At 37.7% G+C, this 24352-nt stretch carries 18 protein-coding genes; 11 read left to right on the top strand and 7 right to left on the bottom strand.

Features of this window, described 5'->3' with window-relative positions; genetic code table 11:
* The first annotated feature begins 96 nt into the window (after positions 1 to 96).
* Both ESZ26_RS09665 and hemL read left to right on the top strand, forming a co-directional pair.
* Positions 97 to 1104, top strand: coding sequence for an aspartate carbamoyltransferase (locus tag ESZ26_RS09665; RefSeq protein ID WP_211361215.1), 1008 nt, complete (start codon positions 97 to 99; stop codon positions 1102 to 1104).
* Positions 1105 to 1178: 74 nt separating this feature from the next.
* Positions 1179 to 2462 (top strand): glutamate-1-semialdehyde 2,1-aminomutase, encoded by a 1284-nt coding sequence (hemL, locus tag ESZ26_RS09660; RefSeq protein WP_146796964.1) that lies wholly within the window; start codon positions 1179 to 1181, stop codon positions 2460 to 2462.
* Positions 2463 to 2592: 130 nt separating this feature from the next.
* Here hemL and ESZ26_RS09655 read toward each other — a convergent pair whose 3' ends face one another.
* The 4 genes from ESZ26_RS09655 to pepB all read right to left on the bottom strand — a co-directional run bounded on the left by ESZ26_RS09655 (position 2593) and on the right by pepB (position 9594).
* Positions 2593 to 2988 (bottom strand): hypothetical protein, encoded by a 396-nt coding sequence (locus ESZ26_RS09655; protein WP_146796961.1) that lies wholly within the window; start codon positions 2986 to 2988, stop codon positions 2593 to 2595.
* A 159-nt stretch (positions 2989 to 3147) separates the two neighbouring features.
* Entirely contained in the window at positions 3148 to 5487 is a 2340-nt protein-coding gene (gene mrcB / locus ESZ26_RS09650; protein WP_146796958.1) for a penicillin-binding protein 1B, read from the bottom strand.
* Positions 5488 to 5510: 23 nt separating this feature from the next.
* A complete protein-coding gene (hrpB, locus tag ESZ26_RS09645) occupies positions 5511 to 8036 on the bottom strand; it encodes an ATP-dependent helicase HrpB (RefSeq protein ID WP_146796955.1) in 2526 nt (841 codons plus the stop codon).
* Positions 8037 to 8304: 268 nt separating this feature from the next.
* Positions 8305 to 9594: an aminopeptidase PepB gene (gene pepB / locus ESZ26_RS09640; protein ID WP_146796953.1), complete on the bottom strand. Its 1290-nt coding sequence runs from the start codon at positions 9592 to 9594 to the stop codon at positions 8305 to 8307.
* A gap of 213 nt (positions 9595 to 9807) precedes the next feature.
* Here pepB and ESZ26_RS09635 point away from each other — a divergent pair, with 213 nt between their 5' ends.
* Together ESZ26_RS09635 and ESZ26_RS09630 are read left to right on the top strand one after the other, a co-directional pair.
* Complete coding sequence (locus ESZ26_RS09635) at positions 9808 to 10677, top strand: substrate-binding periplasmic protein (RefSeq protein ID WP_146796950.1); 870 nt, start codon at positions 9808 to 9810, stop codon at positions 10675 to 10677.
* A 347-nt stretch (positions 10678 to 11024) separates the two neighbouring features.
* Positions 11025 to 11936, top strand: coding sequence for a PEP-CTERM sorting domain-containing protein (locus tag ESZ26_RS09630; RefSeq protein WP_146796947.1), 912 nt, complete (start codon positions 11025 to 11027; stop codon positions 11934 to 11936).
* A gap of 526 nt (positions 11937 to 12462) precedes the next feature.
* Here ESZ26_RS09630 and ESZ26_RS09625 read toward each other — a convergent pair.
* Positions 12463 to 15255 (bottom strand): tetratricopeptide repeat protein, encoded by a 2793-nt coding sequence (locus ESZ26_RS09625; protein ID WP_146796944.1) that lies wholly within the window; start codon positions 15253 to 15255, stop codon positions 12463 to 12465.
* Between the two features lie 415 nt (positions 15256 to 15670).
* Here ESZ26_RS09625 and sfsA point away from each other — a divergent pair, with 415 nt between their 5' ends.
* The 7 genes from sfsA (at position 15671) to panC (ending at position 21958) form a co-directional block, all read left to right on the top strand.
* Entirely contained in the window at positions 15671 to 16447 is a 777-nt protein-coding gene (sfsA, locus tag ESZ26_RS09620; RefSeq protein ID WP_146796942.1) for a DNA/RNA nuclease SfsA, read from the top strand.
* A 283-nt stretch (positions 16448 to 16730) separates the two neighbouring features.
* Complete coding sequence (gene dksA, locus ESZ26_RS09615; protein ID WP_070375528.1) at positions 16731 to 17171, top strand: RNA polymerase-binding protein DksA; 441 nt, start codon at positions 16731 to 16733, stop codon at positions 17169 to 17171.
* Between the two features lie 39 nt (positions 17172 to 17210).
* Positions 17211 to 18137: a tRNA glutamyl-Q(34) synthetase GluQRS gene (gene gluQRS, locus ESZ26_RS09610; protein ID WP_146796939.1), complete on the top strand. Its 927-nt coding sequence runs from the start codon at positions 17211 to 17213 to the stop codon at positions 18135 to 18137.
* A 203-nt stretch (positions 18138 to 18340) separates the two neighbouring features.
* On the top strand, positions 18341 to 19723 hold the full coding sequence (pcnB, locus tag ESZ26_RS09605; RefSeq protein WP_146796936.1) for a polynucleotide adenylyltransferase PcnB: 1383 nt from the start codon (positions 18341 to 18343) through the stop codon (positions 19721 to 19723).
* Positions 19723 to 20214 (top strand): 2-amino-4-hydroxy-6-hydroxymethyldihydropteridine diphosphokinase, encoded by a 492-nt coding sequence (folK, locus tag ESZ26_RS09600; RefSeq protein WP_146796933.1) that lies wholly within the window; start codon positions 19723 to 19725, stop codon positions 20212 to 20214. The genes pcnB and folK overlap by 1 nt, the downstream gene beginning before the upstream one ends.
* Before the next feature lie 80 nt (positions 20215 to 20294).
* The gene (panB, locus tag ESZ26_RS09595; RefSeq protein WP_146796930.1) at positions 20295 to 21092 is read left to right on the top strand and encodes a 3-methyl-2-oxobutanoate hydroxymethyltransferase; all 798 of its coding nucleotides are present in this window, start codon (positions 20295 to 20297) and stop codon (positions 21090 to 21092) included.
* Between the two features lie 17 nt (positions 21093 to 21109).
* Positions 21110 to 21958: a pantoate--beta-alanine ligase gene (gene panC, locus ESZ26_RS09590; protein ID WP_146796927.1), complete on the top strand. Its 849-nt coding sequence runs from the start codon at positions 21110 to 21112 to the stop codon at positions 21956 to 21958.
* Positions 21959 to 22060: 102 nt separating this feature from the next.
* Here panC and ESZ26_RS19220 read toward each other — a convergent pair whose 3' ends face one another.
* Complete coding sequence (locus ESZ26_RS19220) at positions 22061 to 22198, bottom strand: hypothetical protein (protein ID WP_157470960.1); 138 nt, start codon at positions 22196 to 22198, stop codon at positions 22061 to 22063.
* Positions 22199 to 22450: 252 nt separating this feature from the next.
* A complete protein-coding gene (panP, locus tag ESZ26_RS09585) occupies positions 22451 to 24079 on the bottom strand; it encodes a pyridoxal-dependent aspartate 1-decarboxylase PanP (protein ID WP_146796924.1) in 1629 nt (542 codons plus the stop codon).
* Between the last annotated feature and the right edge of the window lie 273 nt (positions 24080 to 24352).

Genomic DNA, 24352 nt, shown 5'->3' with positions numbered 1-24352 from the left:
TTGAATTTCAACGATAATCTATTCTCAACATTTCTGAATTGTGCTATATTCCTGCCTCAAAAATAGTCGCAGTCTTATAATTTTAGGTAACTTTTTATGATGAAGTTTGAAGGAAGTCACATCCTTTCTGTTTCGCAGCTAAATCGCGATGCTATCTCCCGTATTTTAGAAGTTTCATCGCTAATGGCACCTTATGCCATGCGTAAAAAACGCTGTCATGTTTTAGATGGTGCAATTCTCAATAATCTTTTTTTCGAACCTAGTACTCGAACCCGGGTGAGTTTTGGTGCCGCTTTTAATCTTCTCGGTGGTGCTGTTCGTGAAACCGTTGGACAAGAAAACTCATCGTTGAGTAAAGGTGAGTCTCTCTTTGATACGGCGCGTGTTATTAGCGGTTACTCTGATGTAATTGCGATGCGACACCCAGCAATGTACTCAGTTGAAGAGTTTTCAAAAGGCAGCAGTGTACCGGTTATTAATGGCGGAGATGGTGCTAATGAACACCCGACACAAGCCTTACTTGATTTATTTACCATTCAATCTGAAATGGCGCCGCATAACAAAACCTTAGACGGGTTAAATATTGTTTTAATGGGTGATCTCAAACACGGGAGAACCGTACATTCATTATCTAAATTACTCAGTTTATATAAAAACATGAAAGTAACGATGATATCTCCTGACGCGCTCAATATGCCCGATAGTATTATTTCATCGTTAACCAATGCCGGACATCAAGTCGTGGTCACCGATAAAATTGATCATAATTTATCGTGCGACATCATCTATCAAACGCGTATTCAACAAGAGCGCTTTGCCAGTAAAGACGAAGCTAATTTATACCGCGGCCATTTCAGCTTAAATAAAGAAGTTTATCAGCAGTTTTGCCAGCAACATACTGTGATAATGCATCCATTACCACGTGACTCGCGCCCTGAAGCAAACGAGCTTGATAGTGATTTAAATGATTTAGACAACCTAGCTATTTTTAGACAAGCCCAAAATGGTGTACTGGTTCGTATGGCATTATTTGCCTTAACACTGGGTGTAGAAAATAAGCTCAGCCAATTTGAAAAACCAGTTACCTGGTACACCAACAAATAAATAATTCTTAAGTATATAAGCGACAATAGTTTATTTAATGTTAGTCGTATTATAATTAACAAAGTAGGCAATTTATGAACCATTCAGAACAACTTTTTAACAGCGCAAAACAAATCATTCCCGGTGGCGTAAACTCGCCTGTTCGTGCATTTAATGGTGTTGGCGGTACGCCTTGTTTTATTAAACGCGCTGAAGGTGCATATATTTATGACGCCGATGACAAAGCGTATATTGATTATGTCGGTTCTTGGGGACCGATGATTTTAGGCCATAACCACCCGGCTATTTTAGCCGCAGTTATTGAAACCGCTCAAAATGGCTTAAGTTTTGGCGCGCCAACCGAGCTAGAAATTACCATGGCAGAAAAGGTACGTGAATTAGTACCGTCAATGGAACGCATTCGTATGACCAGCTCAGGTACAGAAGCGACTATGAGCGCAATTCGGTTAGCTCGTGGCTACACTGGACGTGACAAGATTTTAAAATTTGAAGGTTGCTACCATGGCCATGCTGATTCGTTATTAGTAAAAGCTGGCTCAGGTGCACTAACTATGGGAGTGCCAAATTCACCAGGTATTCCTGCTGATGTTGCCAAGCACACATTAACCGTTAGTTTTAACAACATTGATGAAGTTCGACAAATTTTTGCTAAATATAAAGATGAGATCGCCTGTATTATTGTTGAACCTGTTGCTGGGAACATGAACTGTGTTCTTCCGGTAGAAGGTTTCCTTGGAGGTCTACGTGAAGTCTGTGATGAACATAAAAGTGTATTGATTTTCGATGAGGTAATGACTGGCTTTCGTATCGCGCTAGGTGGGGCTCAAGCACATTATAATATTGTCCCTGATTTAACAACTTTAGGTAAAGTTATTGGCGGCGGTATGCCTGTCGGTGCCTTTGGCGGTAAAAAAGAGATTATGGATTATATCGCACCTATTGGCCCGGTTTATCACGCAGGTACCTTATCAGGTAACCCTATCGCGATGGCTGCCGGTTTAGCAGCATTAAATGAATTAAGTATTGGCGATAAACACGAGCAATTGAGTGCATCAACTGAAAAGCTTGCTATGGGTTTAAAAGCAGCCGCTGAACGCAATGGCGTGTCTTTAAGCATTAACTATGCTGGTGCAATGTTTGGTTTTTTCTTTACTGACTCACCAGAGCCGGTGACTACTTTTGAACAAGCAACCGCTTGTGATACAGATAAGTTCAGACGTTTCTTTCACTTAATGCTAGAAAACGGCATCTACTTGGCACCTTCAGCTTATGAAGCTGGCTTTTTATCTATGGCTCATACCGATAAAGAGATTGAATTAACCTTAGCTGCAGCTGATAAGTGCTTTGCTCAACTATAATGTAAAAACTAGCGTGGTTTAGCAACTAAACCACGTCCGTTAACTCACAAGGGTGCTAATCTTTTAACAAGACCCTCCTTAAAATAAAAAGGGATAACCAATGGCTATCCCTTTTTATTAACGCTTACCGCTAATTTTCTTTAATGGCCAGCAATTCATTTTCAAGCCAATGATAAGCTTGTTGCCAGCCTAATTCCAAACCTGAAAATATCGGATACTGCCATTGATCAAATGAACGACTTGCCTGCAATTTCTTAGTCACTAAGACACTTTTTTCGGAATAGCAAACAAAAGCAAGCGCTTTTAACCCTTCATAAGATGCGACTGAAAGTTTCGCTTCATAAGTATAGCTGTAGTTATTAATGCGGTTAATTAACAGGGCAAAATCCCCTTTTACATTCTCATGCACAAATTCATGGCATTCCTCGACCATTTCAAGTGTCATTTCGACGCCTTCATCAGCGGTTACTTCAACAATATTATTCGCAAATATATTATAACAGCCAAAACTTAAACGATGCTTCATATCAGATCCAGCGTATTGATTTTATACGTGATATCAATCCCTTATGATTAACAAGCAATCCTATGAGCGTGCTAATTTTTGTATACAATAGTATCTGTATAAAAAACATGCAAGAAAATGCATAATAAAAAAGTAAGATACTTTGGTTAACTTTTAGTGCTAATCAGTAAAAAGCTGTTCGAACCAAGATTGTTTTTTCTTTTTTTCTGCGGCTTTTTTTCCTAAACAATGAGGTTCTATTAACAGACCCGTCGTTATTGCTGGGTAACTAATCATTTCAGCACATTCGATACTGACGGCGATACCACTGGAAGACTCAAAATTAGTCAACGCAATATTTTCGGGTATTAAACGGCTTTTGTTAACGACACCATTTTTATTCATAAACTGTGCGAACAAGACTAGAGCACCGCTACTTCCTGTTAGATTGGTCGGTTTGTTATCATCACGGCCCAACCAAGTAGTCACTAAGTTTTCGTTATCATAACCAATAAACCAACTATCTCTTTGGTCATTTGTAGTACCTGTTTTTCCAGCTACTGCTGCGCCATCTAAACGCCAAGTAAGTGACTTAGCGGTCCCCACTTCGGTTACTTGCGATAAAGCATGGTCGAGTAAATACATCGCTTGCGTTGAAAAAAGCTGCTCGTCTGGTGCTTCAAATTGCCATAAAGTTTCGCCCTGTGCTGAGACAATTCGGTCAATCGCATGGCTGTTACTTTTAAAGCCTTGATTGGCTATAGACAAATATAGCTGATTAATTTCAAATGGCGATAAGCTCAAAGAGCCCAATAACATACTAGGGCGGGTAACAATATCTTCGGGATAACCTAGCAGATGAAAAATCTTAGCAATATTCTCTAAGCCGAGTTGCATACCTAAATTAACCGTTGGCACGTTTAACGATCTGACCAAAGCATCATGTAAGCTTACCTTACCTTCGAATTTTCCATTATAATTATTTGGACGCCACTCTTTACCGCCGTCACTGACAAGTACAATAGGTTCGTCGCTTAATAAGGTTGCAAAATTATATTGCTGATAACGCTCTAAAGCGGCCAAATATATTGCCGGCTTTACTAATGAGCCGATGGGGCGCTTGGCATCTAATGCTCGGTTAAAGCCGGCATAACCGGATTTCTTATCGCCAACCAAAGCTGTTACTTCTCCCGACTTGATATCAGTAACCACCATCGCAAGTTGTAAGGATTCTCCTTTATTTAATATCTCTAACTCAGGGATATGCTTAGCTATCGTTTGTTCCGCATTCATTTGTGCTCTGATTGAAAAGCCCGTAAAAACTCGAACCCCTGCTTGTTGTTGGAACGCTGAAAGCTTTTCAGCAAGTTCTTTTTTGACCAATTGTAAATAAGCAGGAAACTTTTTATTGACTAAACGGCGAGTTTCACGAATGGATAGAGGTGATACGACTGCAGCTTGATAGTTTTTTTGTGAGATCAGTTCATTTTGATACATCAACCGTAACACAAGATCTCGTCGCTTTTTAGCATTTTTAGGATGACGCCAAGGATCATAATAACTCGGCCCCTTGACCTGCCCAACAAGCATGGCCATTTGTTCAATAGTTAAAGATTGGATCGGCTGACCAAAATAAAACTTAGCTGCTAAACCAAAACCATAAATACCGTTAGCATAGTGTTGTCCTAAATAGACTTCATTAATATAGGCTTCAAGTAGCTGATCTTTGCTGTATCTAAGCTCAAGAATAATCGACATGACCGCTTCATTAACTTTGCGCCATAGTGTTTTATCACGGGTTAAAAACATATTTTTAACCAGTTGCTGTGTTAGGGTACTGCCACCCTGAACAGTTCTTCCTGCCCGAATATTGGCCACCAAAGCCCGGAAAATTCCTAAAGGAGAGACACCTGCATGAAAATAGAAATCACGGTCTTCAACTAACAGTAGGGTATCAATGAGTTGTTCTGGTACTGTTTGTAGTGAGACTATCACCCTATCTTCTTTGTTTTCAGGCACTAATCGACCCAGTAAGTAAGGTTCAAATGAAAAGCTTTCAATAGCTCCTTGTTCATTAAACAAGGAAAGTATTTTGTTACCGGTAATATTAATCGTAAAGCGCTCGGCATGGGTATTACCGTTGCCAAAATCAAAAGCGCGACGATAAACAATCAGCGTCGTCTTTGAAAAAGTAAACTCACCAGGATTAAGCACTTGTGGCTTGCTCTGATACCCAGTCAAGCGTAAATTTTTCTTTAGTTGAGCGAGTGAAGCATTATCGCCAATTTTAAAGCTGTCTACTTTCCCATAAACTTGCACGGGAATGTTCCACCGTTGTCCCTCAAATTTATCTTTCACTTTACTGTCGAGGTAAACGGCATAAAAGCTAAATACAAACATAAAGGTAATGAACAATTTCAAAGCGGTATGCCAGCACCAACTTATCCAGGAAGCCCTAGTGGCGATTTTTTCTTTACTTTCTTTTTTCACATTATTAGTCATTTTAAATGGTATTTTCATCCGTTAATAAAGCTAACGCTTCATTACATATATTTTTTAACGCGGTTAGTCGCCTTTGCATTAGCGGGATCATCGGGCCAAAAGTGCTTAGGATATTTTGCTTTCATCTCTTTTTGCACTTCCTTGTAACTTCCTTGCCAAAAAGCAATCAGATCTTGTGTCACTTGAATAGGCCTTTTTGCCGGCGATAGTAGTTCAATAATCAAGGAAACATCGCTGTTATGTTGATCATCGCCAACCTTAGGGGTAACACTCACGCCATAAAGCTCTTGCATAGGCATTGAAACAATTGGCGCTTGCTCGACACTATATCGAATTGGACAACGTCTTCCTGTTGGACCAACAAAATGCTCAGGGGCAATACGAGCCAAGGTTTTTTGCTGATTATAATCAAGTAACGATAATAATGCCGATGATAAATTGACTTTATCTAGCTGGTTTTTATTTTTTATTGCACCGATGAAAGGGACTAACCATAAAGCTAAGTCTTGTAATAAGGCGCTTTCCTCAACATTAGGAAAATTTAACTGCGACTGAGTTTGATTAATCCAACGCCAACGACTGAGTAATTTTTGATCCCCTTCACGCCAATGAAGATATGACAGGCCATATCGCTCAATTTGTTGCTGCCATAAAGTAGCCAGAGCTTCATCACTTATTTGTTCATTGCTGGGTTGTTCTGACAAGACAATGGCACCGAATACCATTTGCTGCTTAGCACTTATACGTTGGGTTTTCGAATCGTAATTAAGCTGCTTTATTTGCTTTTTAGCAATAATTTCCCAACCGATGAGCTGTTCAATATCGACCGGCGCAGCAAGTCTTACTTGTAATTTTTGTTGATATTCGGCCAAATTAGCAGCCACAATGTAATCTTCACTCGCCAGCGCATCCTGCTCATTGATAATAAGGCCTTTACCATTTTCAGCTAAAAAATGACCGTATTGTGCCCGTTGTTTAGCAATACGCTCGGGATAAGCTAAAGCAAGTAATAATCCGGTTAATTCCAGTGGTAACCTTAATAAATTAGTCAATGAAACTTTATTAATTTTTTGTAAGTGTTTTTTTGTTTGTAGAAAAAATGACTGATATTTTTTGCTGGTCGAATGCTGAATTAATTCACTTAAACGGTGACGTAAGTCACAATCAGTAAAGGCACGTTCACCACGAAATATATCTCGGTCTTCAAGTAATGACGCTAACAATGCGGCAAGGTTTGTTAATCCTAGACATTGATGTTTTTTTTCTAATGCTGCGGCTCTCACGATCATTTTAGCAAAACGTGGATGGCAAGCAAAACCAGCAACATTTTTGCCAAGTGGAGTTAAGTTTCTTTTATCGTCTAGTATCTGTAGCTTTTGTAATTCATGCCATGCTTGAGTTTCGAGTAGTTTTGCCGGAAGTTCTATCAGAGGTAGTTCATTAAATTGCTTAACACCCCAGCGTGCAACTTCTATAACCATAGGGAGTAAATCAGCTTGTTGAATTTCACTGGTACTTTGTTCGTTCCTACGCTGAAAATCTTCGACGCTGTAGAGTCGAATACATTTACCTGCCACCATTCGCCCCGCACGTCCCATGCGTTGTATAGCCGAGGCCTTAGAAATATTACGCTGCTGTAGCTGATTTGTCAGCGTTTGTCGGTCGTAAATGGCGACTTTTTCTAAACCACTGTCTATAACTAAATCAATACCCTCGATGGTTAAACTCGTTTCTGCAATATTCGTTGCTAAAACAATTTTATGAAGCCCTTGCTCGGTAGGTGAAATGGCCTGTTGTTGCTCGGCAAGCGTTAAGTTGCCATAGAGTGGACACAATAAAAAATGCTTAGGTAATAACTCAACTAACTTTTCAGCAAGAAAACGAATGTCGGCGATACCCGGTAAAAAAACCAATATTGAACCTTGGTGTGAGCTTAGCGCGTTTTTGCAAATACTCACGGCGTGTTCACGCCATAATCGGCTATTTTTCACCGGCGAATAACTGACATCAATAGGGAAACTTCGACCTTCACTAGCAAGAGAAACGGCGTCGGGTAATTGCTTGAGTAGTTCAGCAGTCGCTAACGTCGCAGACATTAATAATATCTTTAAATCGTCTCGTAAGCCTAGTTGCGTATCTCGCGCCAATGCAAAAGCTAAATCTGCATGAAGTGACCTTTCATGAAACTCATCAAAAATCACTAAAGCACACTTTGCAAGCTCAGGGTCATGCTGAATAATTTGGGTGAATATACCTTCAGTGATAACTTCCAGTCGAGTATTTTCAGATACTCTACTTTCATTTTTTAAGCGATAACCCACTGTTTCCCCAATCGGCTCACCTATTTGCTTAGCTAAAAAACAAGCAACTGTTTTAGCCGCTAAACGACGAGGTTGCAGTAAGTATATTTTTTTATCTTTAAATTGGCCAAGTGCTAATAGCCATAACGGTAAACCTGTTGATTTACCGGCGCCTGGCGGAGCAGATAGCACAAGCGTTTGATGCTGAGTTAGTGCATCAAGAAATTCCGCTTTGATGTTTTCTATGGGTAATGGAGAAACAGACATTTTTAGTTTTTATGAAATATTGTCGAGTAACAAGCTTATAGTCACTCTATCACAAACGTTTCAAGCCATATTGTTATATTTCGTTCGCCAGACTAAAACGGGTAAATACCCACTACGAATAAACGTTTTTAACAACAATAAAATTTGCCTTTATTAACTATAATGATTGATGAGTAATTAAGAATATCAATATAAAAACTGTCTAAACAAAAAAAGCACAATAATCTTCATTATTGTGCTTTTTATCGATTAGCAGCTTACATTAAAATTACTTAATTAACTCAGCGATCGTAGCAATACCTAAGCCAGTTCCACCGGCACTAAAGAGGCTAGTGCTGCTGCCATTATAAGCAGTCGCTAAATCGAAATGTAACCAACCTGCTCCTTCATTGTCGACAAATCTAGACAAAAATCCCGCAGCATTACTTGCACCACCAGCACCGCCACCAGGAACAGGACGACTATTTGCCGTATCTGCAAATTCAGATGGACATTTATCTTGGTGCCAAGCGGCTAGCGGAAATTGCCAGATTGGCTCATTCACTTTTTCTGCGGCTTTTTTAGCTTGCTCTGCAGTTTGATTGTCTAAAGTAAATAAAGCATTGTATTCACCACCAGTAGCCATTACCGCAGCACCGGTTAATGTTGCTGCGTCAATAATAAGCGGCGCCTTAGTTTCGCTTGCTGCTAATAATCCGTCAGCGAGTACTATTCGACCTTCAGCGTCGGTATTCGCTACTTCCATCGTTACACCATTTTTATAAGTTAAAATATCGCCCAACTTATAAGCATCGTTACTGACCATGTTTTCAGCACAGCATAAAAATAACTTAACGCGTTTATTTAAACCTTGTCTAATGGCTAAAGCCATTGCCCCGGCAACCACAGCAGCACCACCCATATCACATTTCATGTCAAACATACCTGCGTTTGACTTCAAGCTGTAACCACCACTGTCAAAAGTAATGCCTTTACCCACTAAACAAGCAGATACAGCCGCATCAGGATCACCTGTTGGATTAAAATCAACTTCTAATAAACACGGTGGATTAATACTGCCTTTACCGACATTATAAATGCCCACCCAGCCTTGCTGTTGCAATTCATCGCCAGAGATAATATTGCTGGTGACATAAGCAGGTGCTTGAGCATTAATATAGTCTGCTGCTAACTCAGCCAATTTAAGCGGATATAGCTCAGAAGGTGTTTGATTAATTAAATCACGGCTCCAAGCAAAAACAGCTAATTTGTCGTTTAAATTATTGATACATTCACTGCTACCAGTAAATTCAACGTTAGTTAATTTACCCACACAAGTAAAACCGAGAGCAAAACTCCATTGAGAATCGGCTTGCCAGTTATCGCCAGATAAACGTGCGTGCTTAACGCCAAGTTTTTCAATGCTTCGTGCGGCTTTTTGAATTTGCCTTAAAGGTGTTCCGCTTGACTCTTTCAAACAGATATAAACTTCGTTATCAACAAACTGAACAAGGTTGTCACTTTGCCAATTATTATTGCTACTCTGCTTTGATAAATGAATATTTGTTGCTTGGGTCATAAACTGTCCTGAAGATGATAAATTAATGCCGCTTAGTTTATACTTATCCTCAGGCAAAGCCGATATTTTTTGAAAAGTAGTTATCTGATTATTGTAAACCTAACTGAAGTTCAGCTCGAAACAAGCTGGTTTGACCAAGTAAACAGATTATTTAACGATATAATACGGCGATTTTCTTGCTGCACTTTATCAACGGCAGGTCGAAAGTATCTATTGAATATATCATCAGACCAACGTTTATTAATGTTTGGCTATTATGCTATATTTAACAGATATATTGATTCGGATTCAATAAACATGGTCTTTAGAACAGTAAAAATTGCGGTGTTTGCAGCTTTTTATTCATTATGTTTCCCACTCTTTGCACAAACCCAGCAACTTAATTTAGTTGGGGAGTATATTCCTGATATAACCAATAATGATGGTAGCGGCTATCAATTCGAAATGGTTAGAGCGATTTTTGAACCTTTAGGCTATCAAGTCAATATTAAGGTTTATCCTTATAGGCGTGCATTAAAAAAAGTCGCATCGGGACAAGCTGATATGATGATAGGTATGATCAGGCATAGTAATATACCCGTTATATTTTCACATACACCTCATGAAACAGACAAAATACTTGCCGTTTACCTCAAAGAAGACAATATCGATTGGCAGGGGATTTCGACTCTTAAGAATAAAAAATTAGTTATGCTACAGGCAATGGATGAAGACGCCAAAGCACGCCTACCGATACTGAATGAGCAAGTTAGCGTAGTAAGCACCCCTATTCAAGCATTTAAAATGCTAAAATATCGCCGTGCTGATTTTATTATTATGACAGAGGCTGAATACATAATTAACTACAAAAAAACGGCTAACTCATCATCAAATTTAACTTCACAACCTATTGGCTTTATAGAAATTCATGCGGCTTTCCCTGATTCTCCTTCGGGACAAAAATTTAAAAGCATTTGGGATGAGAATTTCCTTTCATACTTAACATCAGAGCCCGCAAAAGTCATGTTTGACCGTTGGGGAGCCACTAAAAATTACCAGACTACACTCGACTATTTTAGTGCGCCTAACCTTACAAAACGATAATTTGACTGTATTTAACAATAACCATGCTCGTCTTATTAACTGTTATCAAAATAGTTGTAAATCAGTACAATTCACCAGTTATATGGCCTTGTTTGATTATATCGAACTACATTAATTTGCAATAACGCTGTATAATGAGTAATTATTGGAAGTGATAAGCAGCATAGCCTGTCAGATTATTTTACACTTTATTATAAACGATCATTTTATACTTTCTAAAAAAATATAAGTAATTGTTTTAAAATACTAAAAAACAAAATACTCAAAGTGGTACGATTAGTGCTAATAGCACCAATAGGTAATAATATTAAAATTGCAGTTTTAAACTGCTAAGAGGTTTTTTAATAATGCGTTTTACTTTCAATAAATATTTAGCGATTACAGTAACACTTTTCTGTTTTAGTAACGTCTCATTCGCTAGTAAAATTATAACTTGTGAATCAAAAAGCAATAATGGCACTGCCACTTTTGACTATGGTGATGCTACTCAAACGACTACAGGTATTAACTACGGTGTTGCCTGTCATGATACCAATAACTGGCAACAGCTTGGTAAAGCAAAAATCAAAGATGACAACGGTGACAACGTAGAGATAGCTTTAGAAGGTGAGTCAGATGAAACTGATGACGACGCTAGTAAAAATTTAGGTTGGAATGCAGAGACTAGCAATAAGGACAAAGATTCTGGCGATAACGGCGTTAGATGGAGAGTACAAAATTCAGACGGCACATGGCCTAGTAAATTTAGCCGTGGTGCGTTAACAGCTGGAGCTAACGTTGAATATAAATTTATTGTTACACGCTCTAATGAAGGTAATCACGAGTATGACCAACTAAAAGCTTGGTCTGACTGGAACGGCGACGGTAAATTCGATGAGTCTGAAATTATCATTAATGAAACATGGTATAAAAATCATGATAAGAATGGTACGAAAAATGAGAATGGTTCTAGTAACTCAGATTTAATGACTAAAAATAATACTGATACTCGAAGAATTTACAAAGAGATAATTACAATACCTGCTATTAATGTCGCTAATGATACTTGGATGCGCGCTCGTATAATATGTGAGAATTCTCTAGTTGCTGGTAATGACTTTACACTATCCTCTACTGGTTACTACCATCAGGGTGAAGTAGAAGATTACAAGGTAGCGATTAATACGCTTTCAGCTGTCCAGGTTCCAGAGCCTACTACATTATTTGTTTTTGGTTCAGCGCTAATTGGCCTAGTATTAAGCAGAAAAAAAACACGATAGTCTTTATTCTTTATCAATCAAAAGCCGCATTAAATGCGGCTTTTTTTTGTGTCAAAACTTGCTACTTTAATTGGCTGTTATCAGTATCAGTTATTTATATACCTACTTAAGCCCCATATGAATAGTTACTAGCAACTCAATATATGTCAATTTTTTCGTCAATAAGACGATATCAAAACGCGATAATGTACTAAAAATTTAAGAACAGGGATAGCAATCGAGATACATTAATCAAAATATAATGTAAATGAGGTTAACGGTAGAATGATAGTACACATAGATTTATGCTGTGCTAGTTTGTCGTTGCCATACTCACTGGCGAGTATGGCAACGGGATATCACTCTAACTAAGTTTTTCATCTTACCAACAAGATAAGTTGTAACTAACCATAAATTAATTTTAAGCACTTATTAACTGACTTTACTTTGATCTTAATGACTTTAGTGTCGATAGCATAAAACCCAAGTACAGCATCTCAGCGTATATCAGTCGCCATTAATGCGACTGATATAAAATAAGATAGTGTTAATGAGTTAATTCAAATAATAATGTTTTACCTAACGCCACTCCACTTAGATGATCAGGTGCCATAACTAGAAACTTTAAGTATTCAATCGCTTCTGCTTTTCTACCTAACTGAGCCAAAGCATAAGCTAAGTGATAATTCACTTCGGTGTCGGATGAAGACATACTATAAGCCTGTCTCAAATAACCTAGGCCTCCCTTAACATCTCCAGAGAGTGTTAACGCCCACCCAGCAGTATCAAAGAAAGCAGGTATGGTATTTATAATTTCTATCGCTTGTTTAGCCTGTATTACCGCTAATTTATAATCTTTAGTTATTATATGAATTGTTGCTAAATTATTTAACGCTATTGCCCGTTGATCTGCAGGTAGTGGTTGAGTTAATAACAACTGATAATGAAATTTTGATGCATCCCAATGTTCATGCGTTAATAAATGTTCTGCTAATATTCTTCTCTCAAGAATAGCATCAGGCTTTTTATTTACCAACACAGTTAAATATGGAATAAATTGCTTTGATAATTTATCACTATGACTAATTTGCGCTAACTTAATTAAAGCAACAACATTACTTTCGTCCTTATCTAAGGCACTAGCATATAATGAGTAGGCAAGATCTAAATTTACTCTGCCGCGAGCAACATCACCTTTTAAAATCAATAAGTAAGTATTATCCTTAAAACCCGCGATTTCGGCTAATTTAATCGCGTTTTCCGCTTCTTTAAATTTACTTTGCCTAACGTGCAGCTTTATTGTTTCTATGAAAACAGGTAAAGACTTTGGCATTAATTCAAGCGCGACAGCAAGCGACTTTTCAGCGCCAGCATAGTCTCTAATACGAAGTTGTAAACTACTGAGACGCAAAAGATTATTAGCATCATTCAACCAAAAGCCAAACAACTGCGACAGTGGTAGTTTAGCGGCTTCCGTTTGATTTAAAGCGATTAAATTTTTTGCTCTAATTTCAATTGCATAAGTGTCTAAACGATTATTTAACAGGAAATTACTAATCAAAGAAAGACTGCTTTCAAAATCAGCTTCGCTAAAATAAAGTTCCGCAAGTTGATATGTCGCCCGAGTATTCACTTTAGCCTGCTTTTTCTGTTGCTCTAAGATACTAATCGCCGCTTTAACATCACCTAGCTGATACTCTAATGCAGCTAATTTTAACCAGGCTTGCGTATGCTCTTTATTATCGATAACAAGCTGACGAAGTACTTTTCTAGCAACATCTTTATTTCTAAGCACATCTTGTAATAAGGCATAATTAAACTGTACTTCAACATTAGCCGCATTTGTAGCATAAAGGTCGGTAATAATGTCAGTTGCTTGTTCAACATTATTTTGCTGCAGCATTAATTGAGCATGTAATAATTTATATTTAATATTTTCAGGGTCGGCGGCTATAATTAATGAAATGTAGGATTGGCTTTCATCTAACTTACCGAGTTTTAAAGAAAGTGCCGCTAACGTTTGTAAATAAAGTGAATTTTTTGTGAGCTGGGCTTCTTTGAGTAAATTAAGCGCTTCTAAGTCCTTATCCTGTTCAGATAATATCTTTGCTGTTAAAATTAAAATTCCGATATCATTAGGATAACGTTGATTAAGTCTTGCTAAATAAGGCTGTGCTTTGAAATTTTGATTAAATTGGATATATAGGCTGGCAAGAATCGTTGCATAATCTTTATTAGGAATTAACTTTTCTTCGTAATCACTTAATAATTTTAAGGCATTCTCACCTTGGTTTTGCTTTAAATAGACATCAGCCAATAACATCGCACTATTAATATCATTTGGTTCATTTACCAGATAACTGTTTAATTTACTCCTTGCTTGCTCCCAATTTTTTTGCCCGTAACTGGTCATAGCATCAATCAATTGTAGTTGCGGTTGTTTATCCATAAATTTACTATCAATGGACGCTAACTGAGTACTTAATTGCATTAAGACTTGTTCTGATAAGGCGACTTCGTCTAAGTCTCTTAATATAGCGCTTTTCAAAAATTGAGTATGGGGATCATTAGGTGCTAGCACTAAGACTTCTTCAATTAGAGTTTCCGCTTTTAAATATTCTTTTAACCCTATGTAAACATTTACAATATATTTTAGTGTTTTAACATTATTGGGAAATGCGTTATTGGCTTGTTCAAATAATACTAATGCTTGAGTTAGGTCACCCGCCATGAGTAACCAACGCCCTTTCACTAACCAAAATTCAGGTTCTGTCTTTGCAAACCCTTCGGCATTAGTGATAATAGCTTCGGCTTTAGTTAATAAATTCAGGTCAAGATACAAATTAGCTAACCCCAAATTAGCTTTCAAATGATTGGGTATTGACGATAGGGTTGCTTGATAAATAGCTTCAGCTCTAGCACTTTCATCCTTCGCTTGAAGTGCTTCAGCTTTAACCATTTCATAGCTAACTTTACTTCTTTGATTAAGTTTATTATCTTCATTGAGTAAAATCACTTCATCATACTTACCTTGAAACAATAAACTTTTAGCTAATATCTCAGCGACCAAATTAAAGTCAGCCCCCTTTAATAACGCATCATTTAACTCTTGCTCGGCTAAATGCGCGGATTTTTTCTCAATAAACACTTTGGCAAGTAAAAGTTTAGCGGGTAAATTTTTGGGGTTGCTTTTCAAAGCATTTTTTAAGTGGATTTCAGCAGTACTGATCTCTTTTTGCTTAAATGCTTTTAATGCTAACTCATAGGAATCTTCAGCAGCACTAGCTGGCATTATAATTAAAGAAGCAATAATGAATAAAAACGTTGGAATACTGTTCATTTAAAAACCTTTAAAGGCTAAGAAGAATATAATAAATTGATTTTAAGATAGATTTTTCTTATCTCAAAGGAATAAACTTAAAATTATTATTTATTAAAGAATATTTATAATGGTAACTATAACACGTAGATAACCAATATATAGAGACTAAACAACAAGAAAAGTCTTCAATTTTTACTGCCTCGGCTGAGTCTGCTAAACACACCAACTCGCTATTTATGACTAAACCCTCGACACCGTTTGGACTTGATGATTTTAGCTTTAATAATTTTTAACAATGTAGATATTTCAACAACGTCATTAACTTTTAAATAATTTCAGCTAATAACTTTAGCCAGTTAACAAGCATTAAGAAAAATTAGCGGTTTATCAGTACATAACGTAAAATTAATAAAACTTATCATTTATTCTTCCAATGAACATAAATCTTAAAAAAGCGACTTTAATCAAACGTTATAAACGTTTCCTTGCAGATATCATCCTAGAGGATGGTATTGAAACGACAATTCACGTCGCTAACACGGGTGCTATGACCGGTTGTGCCACAGCAGATGATACGGTCTGGTATAGCACTTCAGATAATAAAAAACGTAAATACCCATACAGTTGGGAGATCACCCAAACACAAAATGATCATTTCATTTGTGTAAACACTTTGCGTGCCAACGAATTAGTTGAAGAAGCACTGACCAATAAAACAATTAATGAACTGCGTAACTATAAAAACTTAAGACGAGAAGTCAAATATGGTGATGAAAATAGTAAAATAGACTTCTTACTCACTGACGAAAATGATGTTGAAACTTATATAGAAGTTAAAAGTGTTACCCTATTAGGTAATGGCCCTAAAAGTACACAAGGCTATTTTCCTGATGCAGTGACGCTTCGCGGCCAGAAGCATTTACGTGAGCTTATGCAAATGAAACAACAAGGTCATCGCGCTATTTTATTATTTGCTGTACTCCATAGTGGTATTGAAAGCGTTATGGCCGCACAGCATATTGATGCTAAATATGCAGAGCTTTTATCACAGGCTATGCAGCAGGGTGTTGAAGTTATTGCTTATAAAGTAAGCTTTGATAAAGCTGTCAGCAACATTAAAATGTCTTTGGTCGAGCCATTGACCGTAAAGTTAGTGGAAAATGTAACCGATGAACCAAAAAAAAGAGTTAAATACATTGACTCACCCTAACAAAAATTGTTAAAAAAGCTTGCTCAAAAATAAATTGTTAAAAAATAGTATACAAAAACATTTTGATTTTCCCAAACGAATCCATAACCGTTTGATTTAAAAACAAAATAATTATTTTTTAAGTTAATTATAATGAAAGCCTTGAATTTTGATTCGTGCAACGCAATATAGACTGGGTATTTCAGGTCTATTTATTATTGGCAATTGCAACCACGGATGTAGCTTTTAATGAAAGAGCAACAACTTCGCCATGTAGGTCGATGTAGCATTTAGGAGAATAAGCATGCCAGCCAAAAAAGTACTAGGTATTTTAGCATTAGCGGGCGTAATGCCATACGCTGAGAAAGCCAACGAAGAGTACATGAACGCTGCTCAATTAGAGCATTTCAAGAAGATTCTTGATGCTTGGCGAGTGCAACTTCGAGAAGAAGTTGACCGCACAGTTATGCATATGCAAGACGAAGCAGCAAACTTCCCTGATCCGGTTGACCGAGCAGCTCAAGAAGAAGAGTTCAGTTTAGAGCTACGTACGCGAGATCGTGAACGTAAACTCATTAAAAAAATTGAAAAAACATTACAATTGATCGAAGAAGACGAGTTTGGTTTCTGTGATTCATGTGGTATTGAAATTGGCATTCGTCGTTTAGAAGCACGCCCAACTGCTGATTTATGTATTGAATGTAAGACACTTGCTGAAATTAAAGAACGTCAATTAGCCGGTTAATTTTTTGATTAAATGATATTACTGTAACGTGTTCATTATATGAATCACGACAAAATTAATATTACACGGCCACAATATTTGAGTAAATCTACTACTCAATATCGTGGCCGTTTTGCTCCCTCTCCCTCTGGTTTCCTTCATTTTGGTTCTTTAGTTGCAGCTCTCGCCAGTTATTTGCATGCCAAACACCAACAAGGTTTATGGTTAGTTCGTATTGAAGATATAGACCCGCCCCGTGAAATGATTGGTGCCAGTTCTGCTATTTTAGCAACACTTGATGCTTATGGGCTTCATTGGGATGAACCTGTTTTATATCAAAGTCAGCAAAGTGATTTATATCGAGACGTTTTACAACAATTAGCACAGCAAAAACTCATTTATCACTGCCAATGCACTCGTGCACAAGTCAAGGCTCAGGGTGGGATTTATCAAGGTCAGTGCAAAGATAAAAATCATCCTCAAAAAAACAGTGCTACTCGATTACGCAACTTGCATGGTATTTATCACTATCATGACTTAATTCAAGGTGATTATTTTTGTCCGCAAAAGCTAGCCAAAGAAGACTTTATTTTAGCCAGAAAAGATGGGTTATTTGCTTATCAACTTGCGGTAGTGGTCGATGATATTTATCAAAACGTTAGCCATGTCATTCGCGGTTGTGATCTACTTGAACCTACGGTAAGACAGTTAAGTTTTTATCAACAATTAGGCTATCAAGCACCACAGTTTGGTCATGTTCCATTAGCTGTTACTGAGCCTGGTTTTAAACTCAGCAAGCAAAATAAAGCCCCTGCCATTGATAATAAAAACCCAACGCCTTCATTAATCGCAGCACTTAATTTTCTAGGACAGCACCCTCCAGAAGCGCTTTATGCTCATTCCGCCACGCAAATAATAGAGTGGGCAATTGAAAACTGGTCAACAGATGCGATCCCTAAGCAGCAAGAAATAGCTTTTTGTCAGTAATATTCAAGTAAAACGGGTGTTTGTTGCATTTTCAAACGTTTTATATTCTCTTTTATTGCCCCGTGATATATTATTGTAGCCAATAAAAAGTGAAACATAGCATTATAAGATGTTTCAACTTCCCACACTATCCAATCAAGGCCAGTATTATCAAAAGTGTTATCAACTTGTGTAAAAGAGTATTAGGTAAAGCCTCTAAAAAAATGGCTAAAAGCTCAACTAAAATTCAGCCGACCTCAGGCTCTACTGTTTTAACACGCGACCAGCATAATGTTTCTCGTAAGAAAATGAGCAACAACGCCTTAAAAGTGCTTTACCGCTTAAATAGTGGTGGCTATGACGCCTATTTAGTGGGTGGTGGTGTACGTGATTTATTGCTTGGTTTAGAGCCAAAAGACTTTGATATAGCGACTAATGCGACGCCTGAACAAATTAAAGATCTCTTTCGTAATTGTCGATTAATAGGTCGTCGTTTCCGGTTAGCACATATTGTTTTTGGCCGTGAAATTATTGAAGTAGCAACGTTCCGTGGCCATCATGAAAATGCGCCAGAGAAAGAACAAAGCTGTCAAAAGACTTCAAAACAAAGTGAAGATGGCATGTTGCTGCGTGATAATATTTATGGCTCTATCGAAGAAGATGCCGAACGTCGTGATTTTACCATTAACGCCCTTTACTACAGCGCAAAAGATTTTAAAGTACATGATTTTGCTAACGGTATTGGCGATATCAACGCTAAATTAATCCGTTTGATTGGTGATCCACAAACACGTTATCGTGAAGATCCAGTTCGTATGCTACGTGCAATTAGATTTGCCACTAAGCTAGATATGACCATTAGCCCAGAAACGGAAGCGCCAATTGCTGAATTAGCCCCTTTAATGGCAAACATACCACCAGCAAGAATGTTTGAAGAATTTTTAAAATTATTCATTGCCGGCAAAGCGCAATTGACTTTTCAGCAGTTAAGAAAATATGATTTATTTCGTTATTTTTTCCCGGCAACTGACCAAATGCTCAGTAAAGGCAATCATCCGCATATCGAACGCTTTATTGTTCAAGCACTAGAAAATACCGATAGCCGCATTAATAATGAGCAACGTGTCACGCCAGCATTCTTATTTGCCGCTATGCTTTGGTATCCGTTGCAAAGTCACGTTGAACGTTTACGTAGCGCACAACCACAGCTGTCACCCCAAGATGTATTTTTTGCTGCTTTAAGCGAAATAATGTCAGAACAACAACGCAGTATAGGTATCCCTAAACGTTTTCAGGCGGTAATGAAAGATATATGGATCCTGCAAGATAAGTTAAGTCGTCGTGATGGTAAACGTGCTTATAAGGCGCTAGAGCATCAGAAATTCCGTGCGGGTTATGATTTTCTTTTACTAAGAGCCCAAATTGAATCGTCACCTGAAAACCCGGCATTAGAAGAATTAGCAAAATGGTGGACTGACTTTCAAGTGAATGACCACAATACGCAAGAATTGATGATAAAAAGTATTGCACAATCACGAACTACCAGCCGTAGAAGCCCTAGAAAACGTCGGGTTGTACGCGAAGATAAATCGAGCAGTACCGATTAATGGCATTAGTCTATGTTGGATTAGGCAGTAATTTGTCTGATCCTCAAAAACAAATAGAACTTGCAGTAGCGTGCTTAGCAGAAATAAAAAACACCACACTCATTGGTGTTTCTTCGCTTTATTTTAGTCGGCCAATGGGACCACAAGACCAACCTGATTATATCAATGCCGTTGCCTCGCTAAAAACCGAACTAAGTTCTTTAGAATTGCTGAACGCATTACAAGCCATCGAAAATAATGCCGGTCGTGTTCGAAAAGATAATCGCTGGGGCGCACGCATTCTTGATTTAGATATGCTTTTATTTGATAATGAAACCATTAACCACGAACGCTTAACCGTGCCTCATTATGGTTTAGAGCTGCGTGAGTTTGTCTTACTGCCACTTGCAGAGTTATCACCTAAACTAACACTACCCAATGGCAAGCACGTTTTAGCATTAAGCCAAGCTATTGCTACAAACGGGTTAAAAATTCATAGCAAGTTGCGCTAATTTAACAATTATGCGAAAGTACGCGCACTCAAATACGCTCTCTGAGTATTTACTCAAACCTTAAAAATTTTGGACTAAATATGGCTAAGATAACCACATCAACTTTGCTAAAAATGAAACAGCAAGGTGAAAAAATTTCCACTATCACCGCATATGATGCAAGCTTTGCAAAGCTATTCGACCAAGCCGGTATTCACGCTATTTTAATTGGTGATTCATTAGGTATGGTTTTACAAGGCCAAGATGACACCTTACCTGTTGATATAGACCATATGGCTTATCATACACAGTCGGTAAAGCGTGGCGTTACTGACACCCTCATCATTAGTGATATGCCTTTTATGACCTATGCCACTAAAGAACAAGCTTTCACTAACGCAGCAAAACTTATGCAAGCGGGTGCAAGTATGGTGAAAATGGAAGGTGGTGAATGGCTAGTTGATACGATTAAAGGCTTAGTAGAACGCGGTATTCCTGTCTGCGCCCACTTAGGCTTAACACCACAATCTGTGAATGTCTTTGGTGGCTTTAAAGTACAAGGTCGTGAAAAATCACAAGCAGATAAAATGATCGCCGATGCTAAGTTACTTGAAGCGGCTGGCGCACAATTGTTAGTGTTGGAATGTATACCTTGTGATTTAGGTAAAGCGATTTCTGCAGCTGTTTCAATTCCAACTATTGGTATTGGAGCAGGTAAAGATACCGATGGTCAAATATTGGTAATGCACGATGCTTTGGGTATTTCCTGTAGCTATATGCCAAAGTTTTCACGTAACTTTTTAATCGATACTGGCGATATTAAAAAAGCCATTGAGTTATACATTAGCGAAGTTTCTGATGGAAATTTCCCTGGTGACGAACATATTTTTGTTAAATAGATTGTAAAATACCCTATATGAAAATAGTAAATGAGATTATCGAGTTACGCCAGCAAGTCACTGAATGGCGTAAACAAGGTTTAAAAATAGCGTTTGTCCCTACCATGGGAAATTTACACGCTGGCCATATAGCTTTAATAACAGAAGCTCATCGCCACGCCGATAAAGTGGTTGCCAGTATTTTTGTTAACCCCATGCAGTTTGGCGCTAATGAAGATATTGATAATTACCCGCGCACGCTCGATAACGATCAACAGCAGTTAGTAATAGCTAATACTGATTTACTCTTTATCCCTTCAGCGCAAATGATTTATCCAAAAGGGCTAGATAAGCAGACTTATGTTGATGTACCCAATGTATCTGTTGGTTACTGTGGAGAAAGCCGCCCAGGGCACTTTCGTGGTGTTGCGACGGTTGTGTGTAAACTGTTTAATTTAGTACAACCAGACATCGCCTGTTTTGGTTTAAAAGACTATCAGCAAGTCCAAGTGATAAAAACTATGGTTGAAGACCTTTCAATGGCTATTGATATTATTGCTGTCGATACGGTTCGCGAAAAAAGCGGCTTAGCAATGAGTTCGAGAAACGGTTATTTAACGCCGGAACAACTTGCAATAGCACCAGCATTGGCAAAAAACATTCAATGGCTAGCACAGCAAATAAAGTCTGATCACGACTTTAGTGGTCTGATCAAACAAGCCACTCATTTGATCAATAATGCCGGTATGAAAACGGACTATATTGATATTTGTCATGCAAGAACACTACAACCTGCCAATAAAGATGATAAAGAATTAGTGATCCTCGCCGCTGCACATTGTGGTAAAGCAAGGTTAATCGATAATTTACAAGTTTTCCTGAAGTAATTATTTACTGCTCGTATTAATAAATAAAGATCAAAAAAGCCGAATGTTATTTTCATAACGTTCGGCTTTTTAGTATTTACTGTGATAAAACACGACGAAGCGTTATTCGTATGAGCGTTCTAACCACTGAATTTGCGATTGCAATTCTAGAATTTCTTTTTGCGCTTCAATTAAGGCTTGTTGAACCGATGAAATGTCAGCGTGATTGTGTTCAGATACTTCTACTGGAGTTTTTCTCATGTCGTATTCCATAATTATTACCACCACAAAATGTAATCGTGTATGAATTATTACATAACAACTTTCATAAAGAAAATAACATTTATAGATCTAAATGAAACTTTATAGAACAAAAACTCATTAAAAATAAAAATAGCTCTATTTACCAATAAGTTAAAATTTAAAACTTAAGAATAAAAAGAATATAACGAAAGAAACAACTTACAAAACGAAAGTAAAACAAAACATTTAAGCAGAATTACAAAATATAAGCTAAGTTAAAGACAATAAATCAGGTAAAAAGGTTTCACTTTCTTGGGCTAATTCAAGTTGCTCTACTAGCACATCATTAAGAATTTCATTGGAGGTTAGCGGGTTCGCCAGTACAACACGAAAAACCACGGTTTTTCGACCTTGATAACGCTGCACTTCAATACGGGTACGTGAAACAAATGATTTACCATTTTCACGTTGGCGCTTTTGAATAAATTTAGTTAGATCATCAAGTAAATCATTAATCTTATCTTGTTGTTCTGCTGAACTACTTGCTAATAAATTTTGCACCGCTTTTGGATTGTAGCGATAGGTTAATAAACATAACTCTGGTTCAGTTATTAACTCAAAGTCAGCATGCTGATTAATGCGTTTTGCAAAATACCGTGCTCGGTCAATTCCTTGGTTAATTAACATTTCATAACCAGGTCGGCTAATAATATGTAAGCTTGCATACACCAACATTGCCATACCCGGTCTTGAACCTTCCAGAGTATGTGAGCCTAAATCTTTTGAACCTTTACGTAAAATATATTCAGCATGGTGTTCAATAGAAGCAACAGAAGCGGGGTTTTTAAAAACTACCAAGCCAGCCCCCATAGGCACATACATTTGCTTGTGAGCATCGATAGTTACCGAGTCTGCGCGTTCAATACCTTTTAGCAACGGACGGTATTTATTCGATAATAATGTCGCACCACCCCATGCAGCATCAACATGAAAGTGTGTCTGAAACTCTTCCGCGATATCAGCCATTTTATCTAATGGATCGATATTGCCTGTTTCTGTAGTACCAGCAACGCCAACAATACTTAATACGCGGATATTTCTTTGTTTTAGCTCAAGGCATTTTTCACGCAATTTCTGACAATCAATGCGGTTATGACCATCGGTAGGAATTGAAATTACACTGTCCTGACCAATCCCTAAGATATCAGCAGACTTCTTTAATGAATAATGGCCACGGTCAGACACTAAAATCACTAAGCCATCGTATTTATAATGTTTTAATGCGTTAAATAAGCCTTCTCGTGCAATACCTTTGAAATCACCATCAGCTTTCAACAAATTATTACGCGCGACCCAAAAGGCTGTTAAATTGGCGACAGTGCCACCTGAACAAAAGGCACCTAATGAATGGTTAGCACTGTGCATCCATTGCTCATAAAAATGGTCATTATCTTGATAAACCAAACGATGCATCATACCTAGCACTTGACGTTCAAGTGGGGTAAATGCTTTTGATGTCTCAATTTTGACTAAATTCTGATTTAAACCCACCATCAATTTAGAAAGCGGTAAAATAAAGTAAGGTAAAGCTGAGGTCATATGACCGATAAAACTCGGGCTTGATGTATGCACTGACTGTGCAACAACTTTATCTAAAATATGACGAGTATGGTCAGAAACGAAGCTAGGCTCTTCGGGTATTGCCGAGCTAGCGAAATCTTTTTCAATTTCACTTAAGGCACGTTCTTTTGCAGCAATATGATTACCTAAAAAACCCGCAAGATTTTCTGATATTTCTTTTTCGATCAGCCCCAACGTAGAATCAGGTGCTTCCGGAATTGTAAAAATACTATGTAAAGACTCTTGAGTCGCTTTTGCTGTGCGCTTATTCGTCGTCATACCTTGCCGTTGTAACCATGTTGGTAAGTAAACATAAAACGGCACTTTAATAAAAAATGACTGAAATGTCTTGTACTTTATTGTTATCTGCCAGAGAAATGTCCCGCAATTAAGTCGCTAAATAACGGTTGCCGCATAAACTAGCGCTAATTCAACCAGTGCTAAAGTGCTTAACGCCATCATTAATACATTCTTTTTAATTAAATTATTCATCTTCAATATCCCTTTTGATTGAGTATTATTACTCATTAATCAAAAAGTAATCAAGATCTA

Source organism: Colwellia hornerae, assembly GCF_007954355.1.
GTDB classification, from domain to species: Bacteria; Pseudomonadota; Gammaproteobacteria; order Enterobacterales; family Alteromonadaceae; genus Colwellia_A; species Colwellia_A hornerae.
The sequence above is the reverse complement of the archived record's forward strand: the minus strand, read 5'-3'. Positions and strand labels throughout refer to the sequence as shown.

Coding starts and splice junctions, on each gene's coding strand:
- ESZ26_RS09665 (WP_211361215.1), top strand. CDS start 97: ATGATGAAGTTTGAAGGAAGTCACATCCTTTCTGTTTCGCAGCTAAAT.
- hemL (WP_146796964.1), top strand. CDS start 1,179: ATGAACCATTCAGAACAACTTTTTAACAGCGCAAAACAAATCATTCCC.
- ESZ26_RS09655 (WP_146796961.1), bottom strand. CDS start 2,988: ATGAAGCATCGTTTAAGTTTTGGCTGTTATAATATATTTGCGAATAAT.
- mrcB (WP_146796958.1), bottom strand. CDS start 5,487: ATGAAAATACCATTTAAAATGACTAATAATGTGAAAAAAGAAAGTAAA.
- hrpB (WP_146796955.1), bottom strand. CDS start 8,036: ATGTCTGTTTCTCCATTACCCATAGAAAACATCAAAGCGGAATTTCTT.
- pepB (WP_146796953.1), bottom strand. CDS start 9,594: ATGACCCAAGCAACAAATATTCATTTATCAAAGCAGAGTAGCAATAAT.
- ESZ26_RS09630 (WP_146796947.1), top strand. CDS start 11,025: ATGCGTTTTACTTTCAATAAATATTTAGCGATTACAGTAACACTTTTC.
- ESZ26_RS09625 (WP_146796944.1), bottom strand. CDS start 15,255: ATGAACAGTATTCCAACGTTTTTATTCATTATTGCTTCTTTAATTATA.
- sfsA (WP_146796942.1), top strand. CDS start 15,671: ATGAACATAAATCTTAAAAAAGCGACTTTAATCAAACGTTATAAACGT.
- dksA (WP_070375528.1), top strand. CDS start 16,731: ATGCCAGCCAAAAAAGTACTAGGTATTTTAGCATTAGCGGGCGTAATG.
- gluQRS (WP_146796939.1), top strand. CDS start 17,211: ATGAATCACGACAAAATTAATATTACACGGCCACAATATTTGAGTAAA.
- pcnB (WP_146796936.1), top strand. CDS start 18,341: ATGGCTAAAAGCTCAACTAAAATTCAGCCGACCTCAGGCTCTACTGTT.
- folK (WP_146796933.1), top strand. CDS start 19,723: ATGGCATTAGTCTATGTTGGATTAGGCAGTAATTTGTCTGATCCTCAA.
- panB (WP_146796930.1), top strand. CDS start 20,295: ATGGCTAAGATAACCACATCAACTTTGCTAAAAATGAAACAGCAAGGT.
- panC (WP_146796927.1), top strand. CDS start 21,110: ATGAAAATAGTAAATGAGATTATCGAGTTACGCCAGCAAGTCACTGAA.
- ESZ26_RS19220 (WP_157470960.1), bottom strand. CDS start 22,198: ATGAGAAAAACTCCAGTAGAAGTATCTGAACACAATCACGCTGACATT.
- panP (WP_146796924.1), bottom strand. CDS start 24,079: ATGACGACGAATAAGCGCACAGCAAAAGCGACTCAAGAGTCTTTACAT.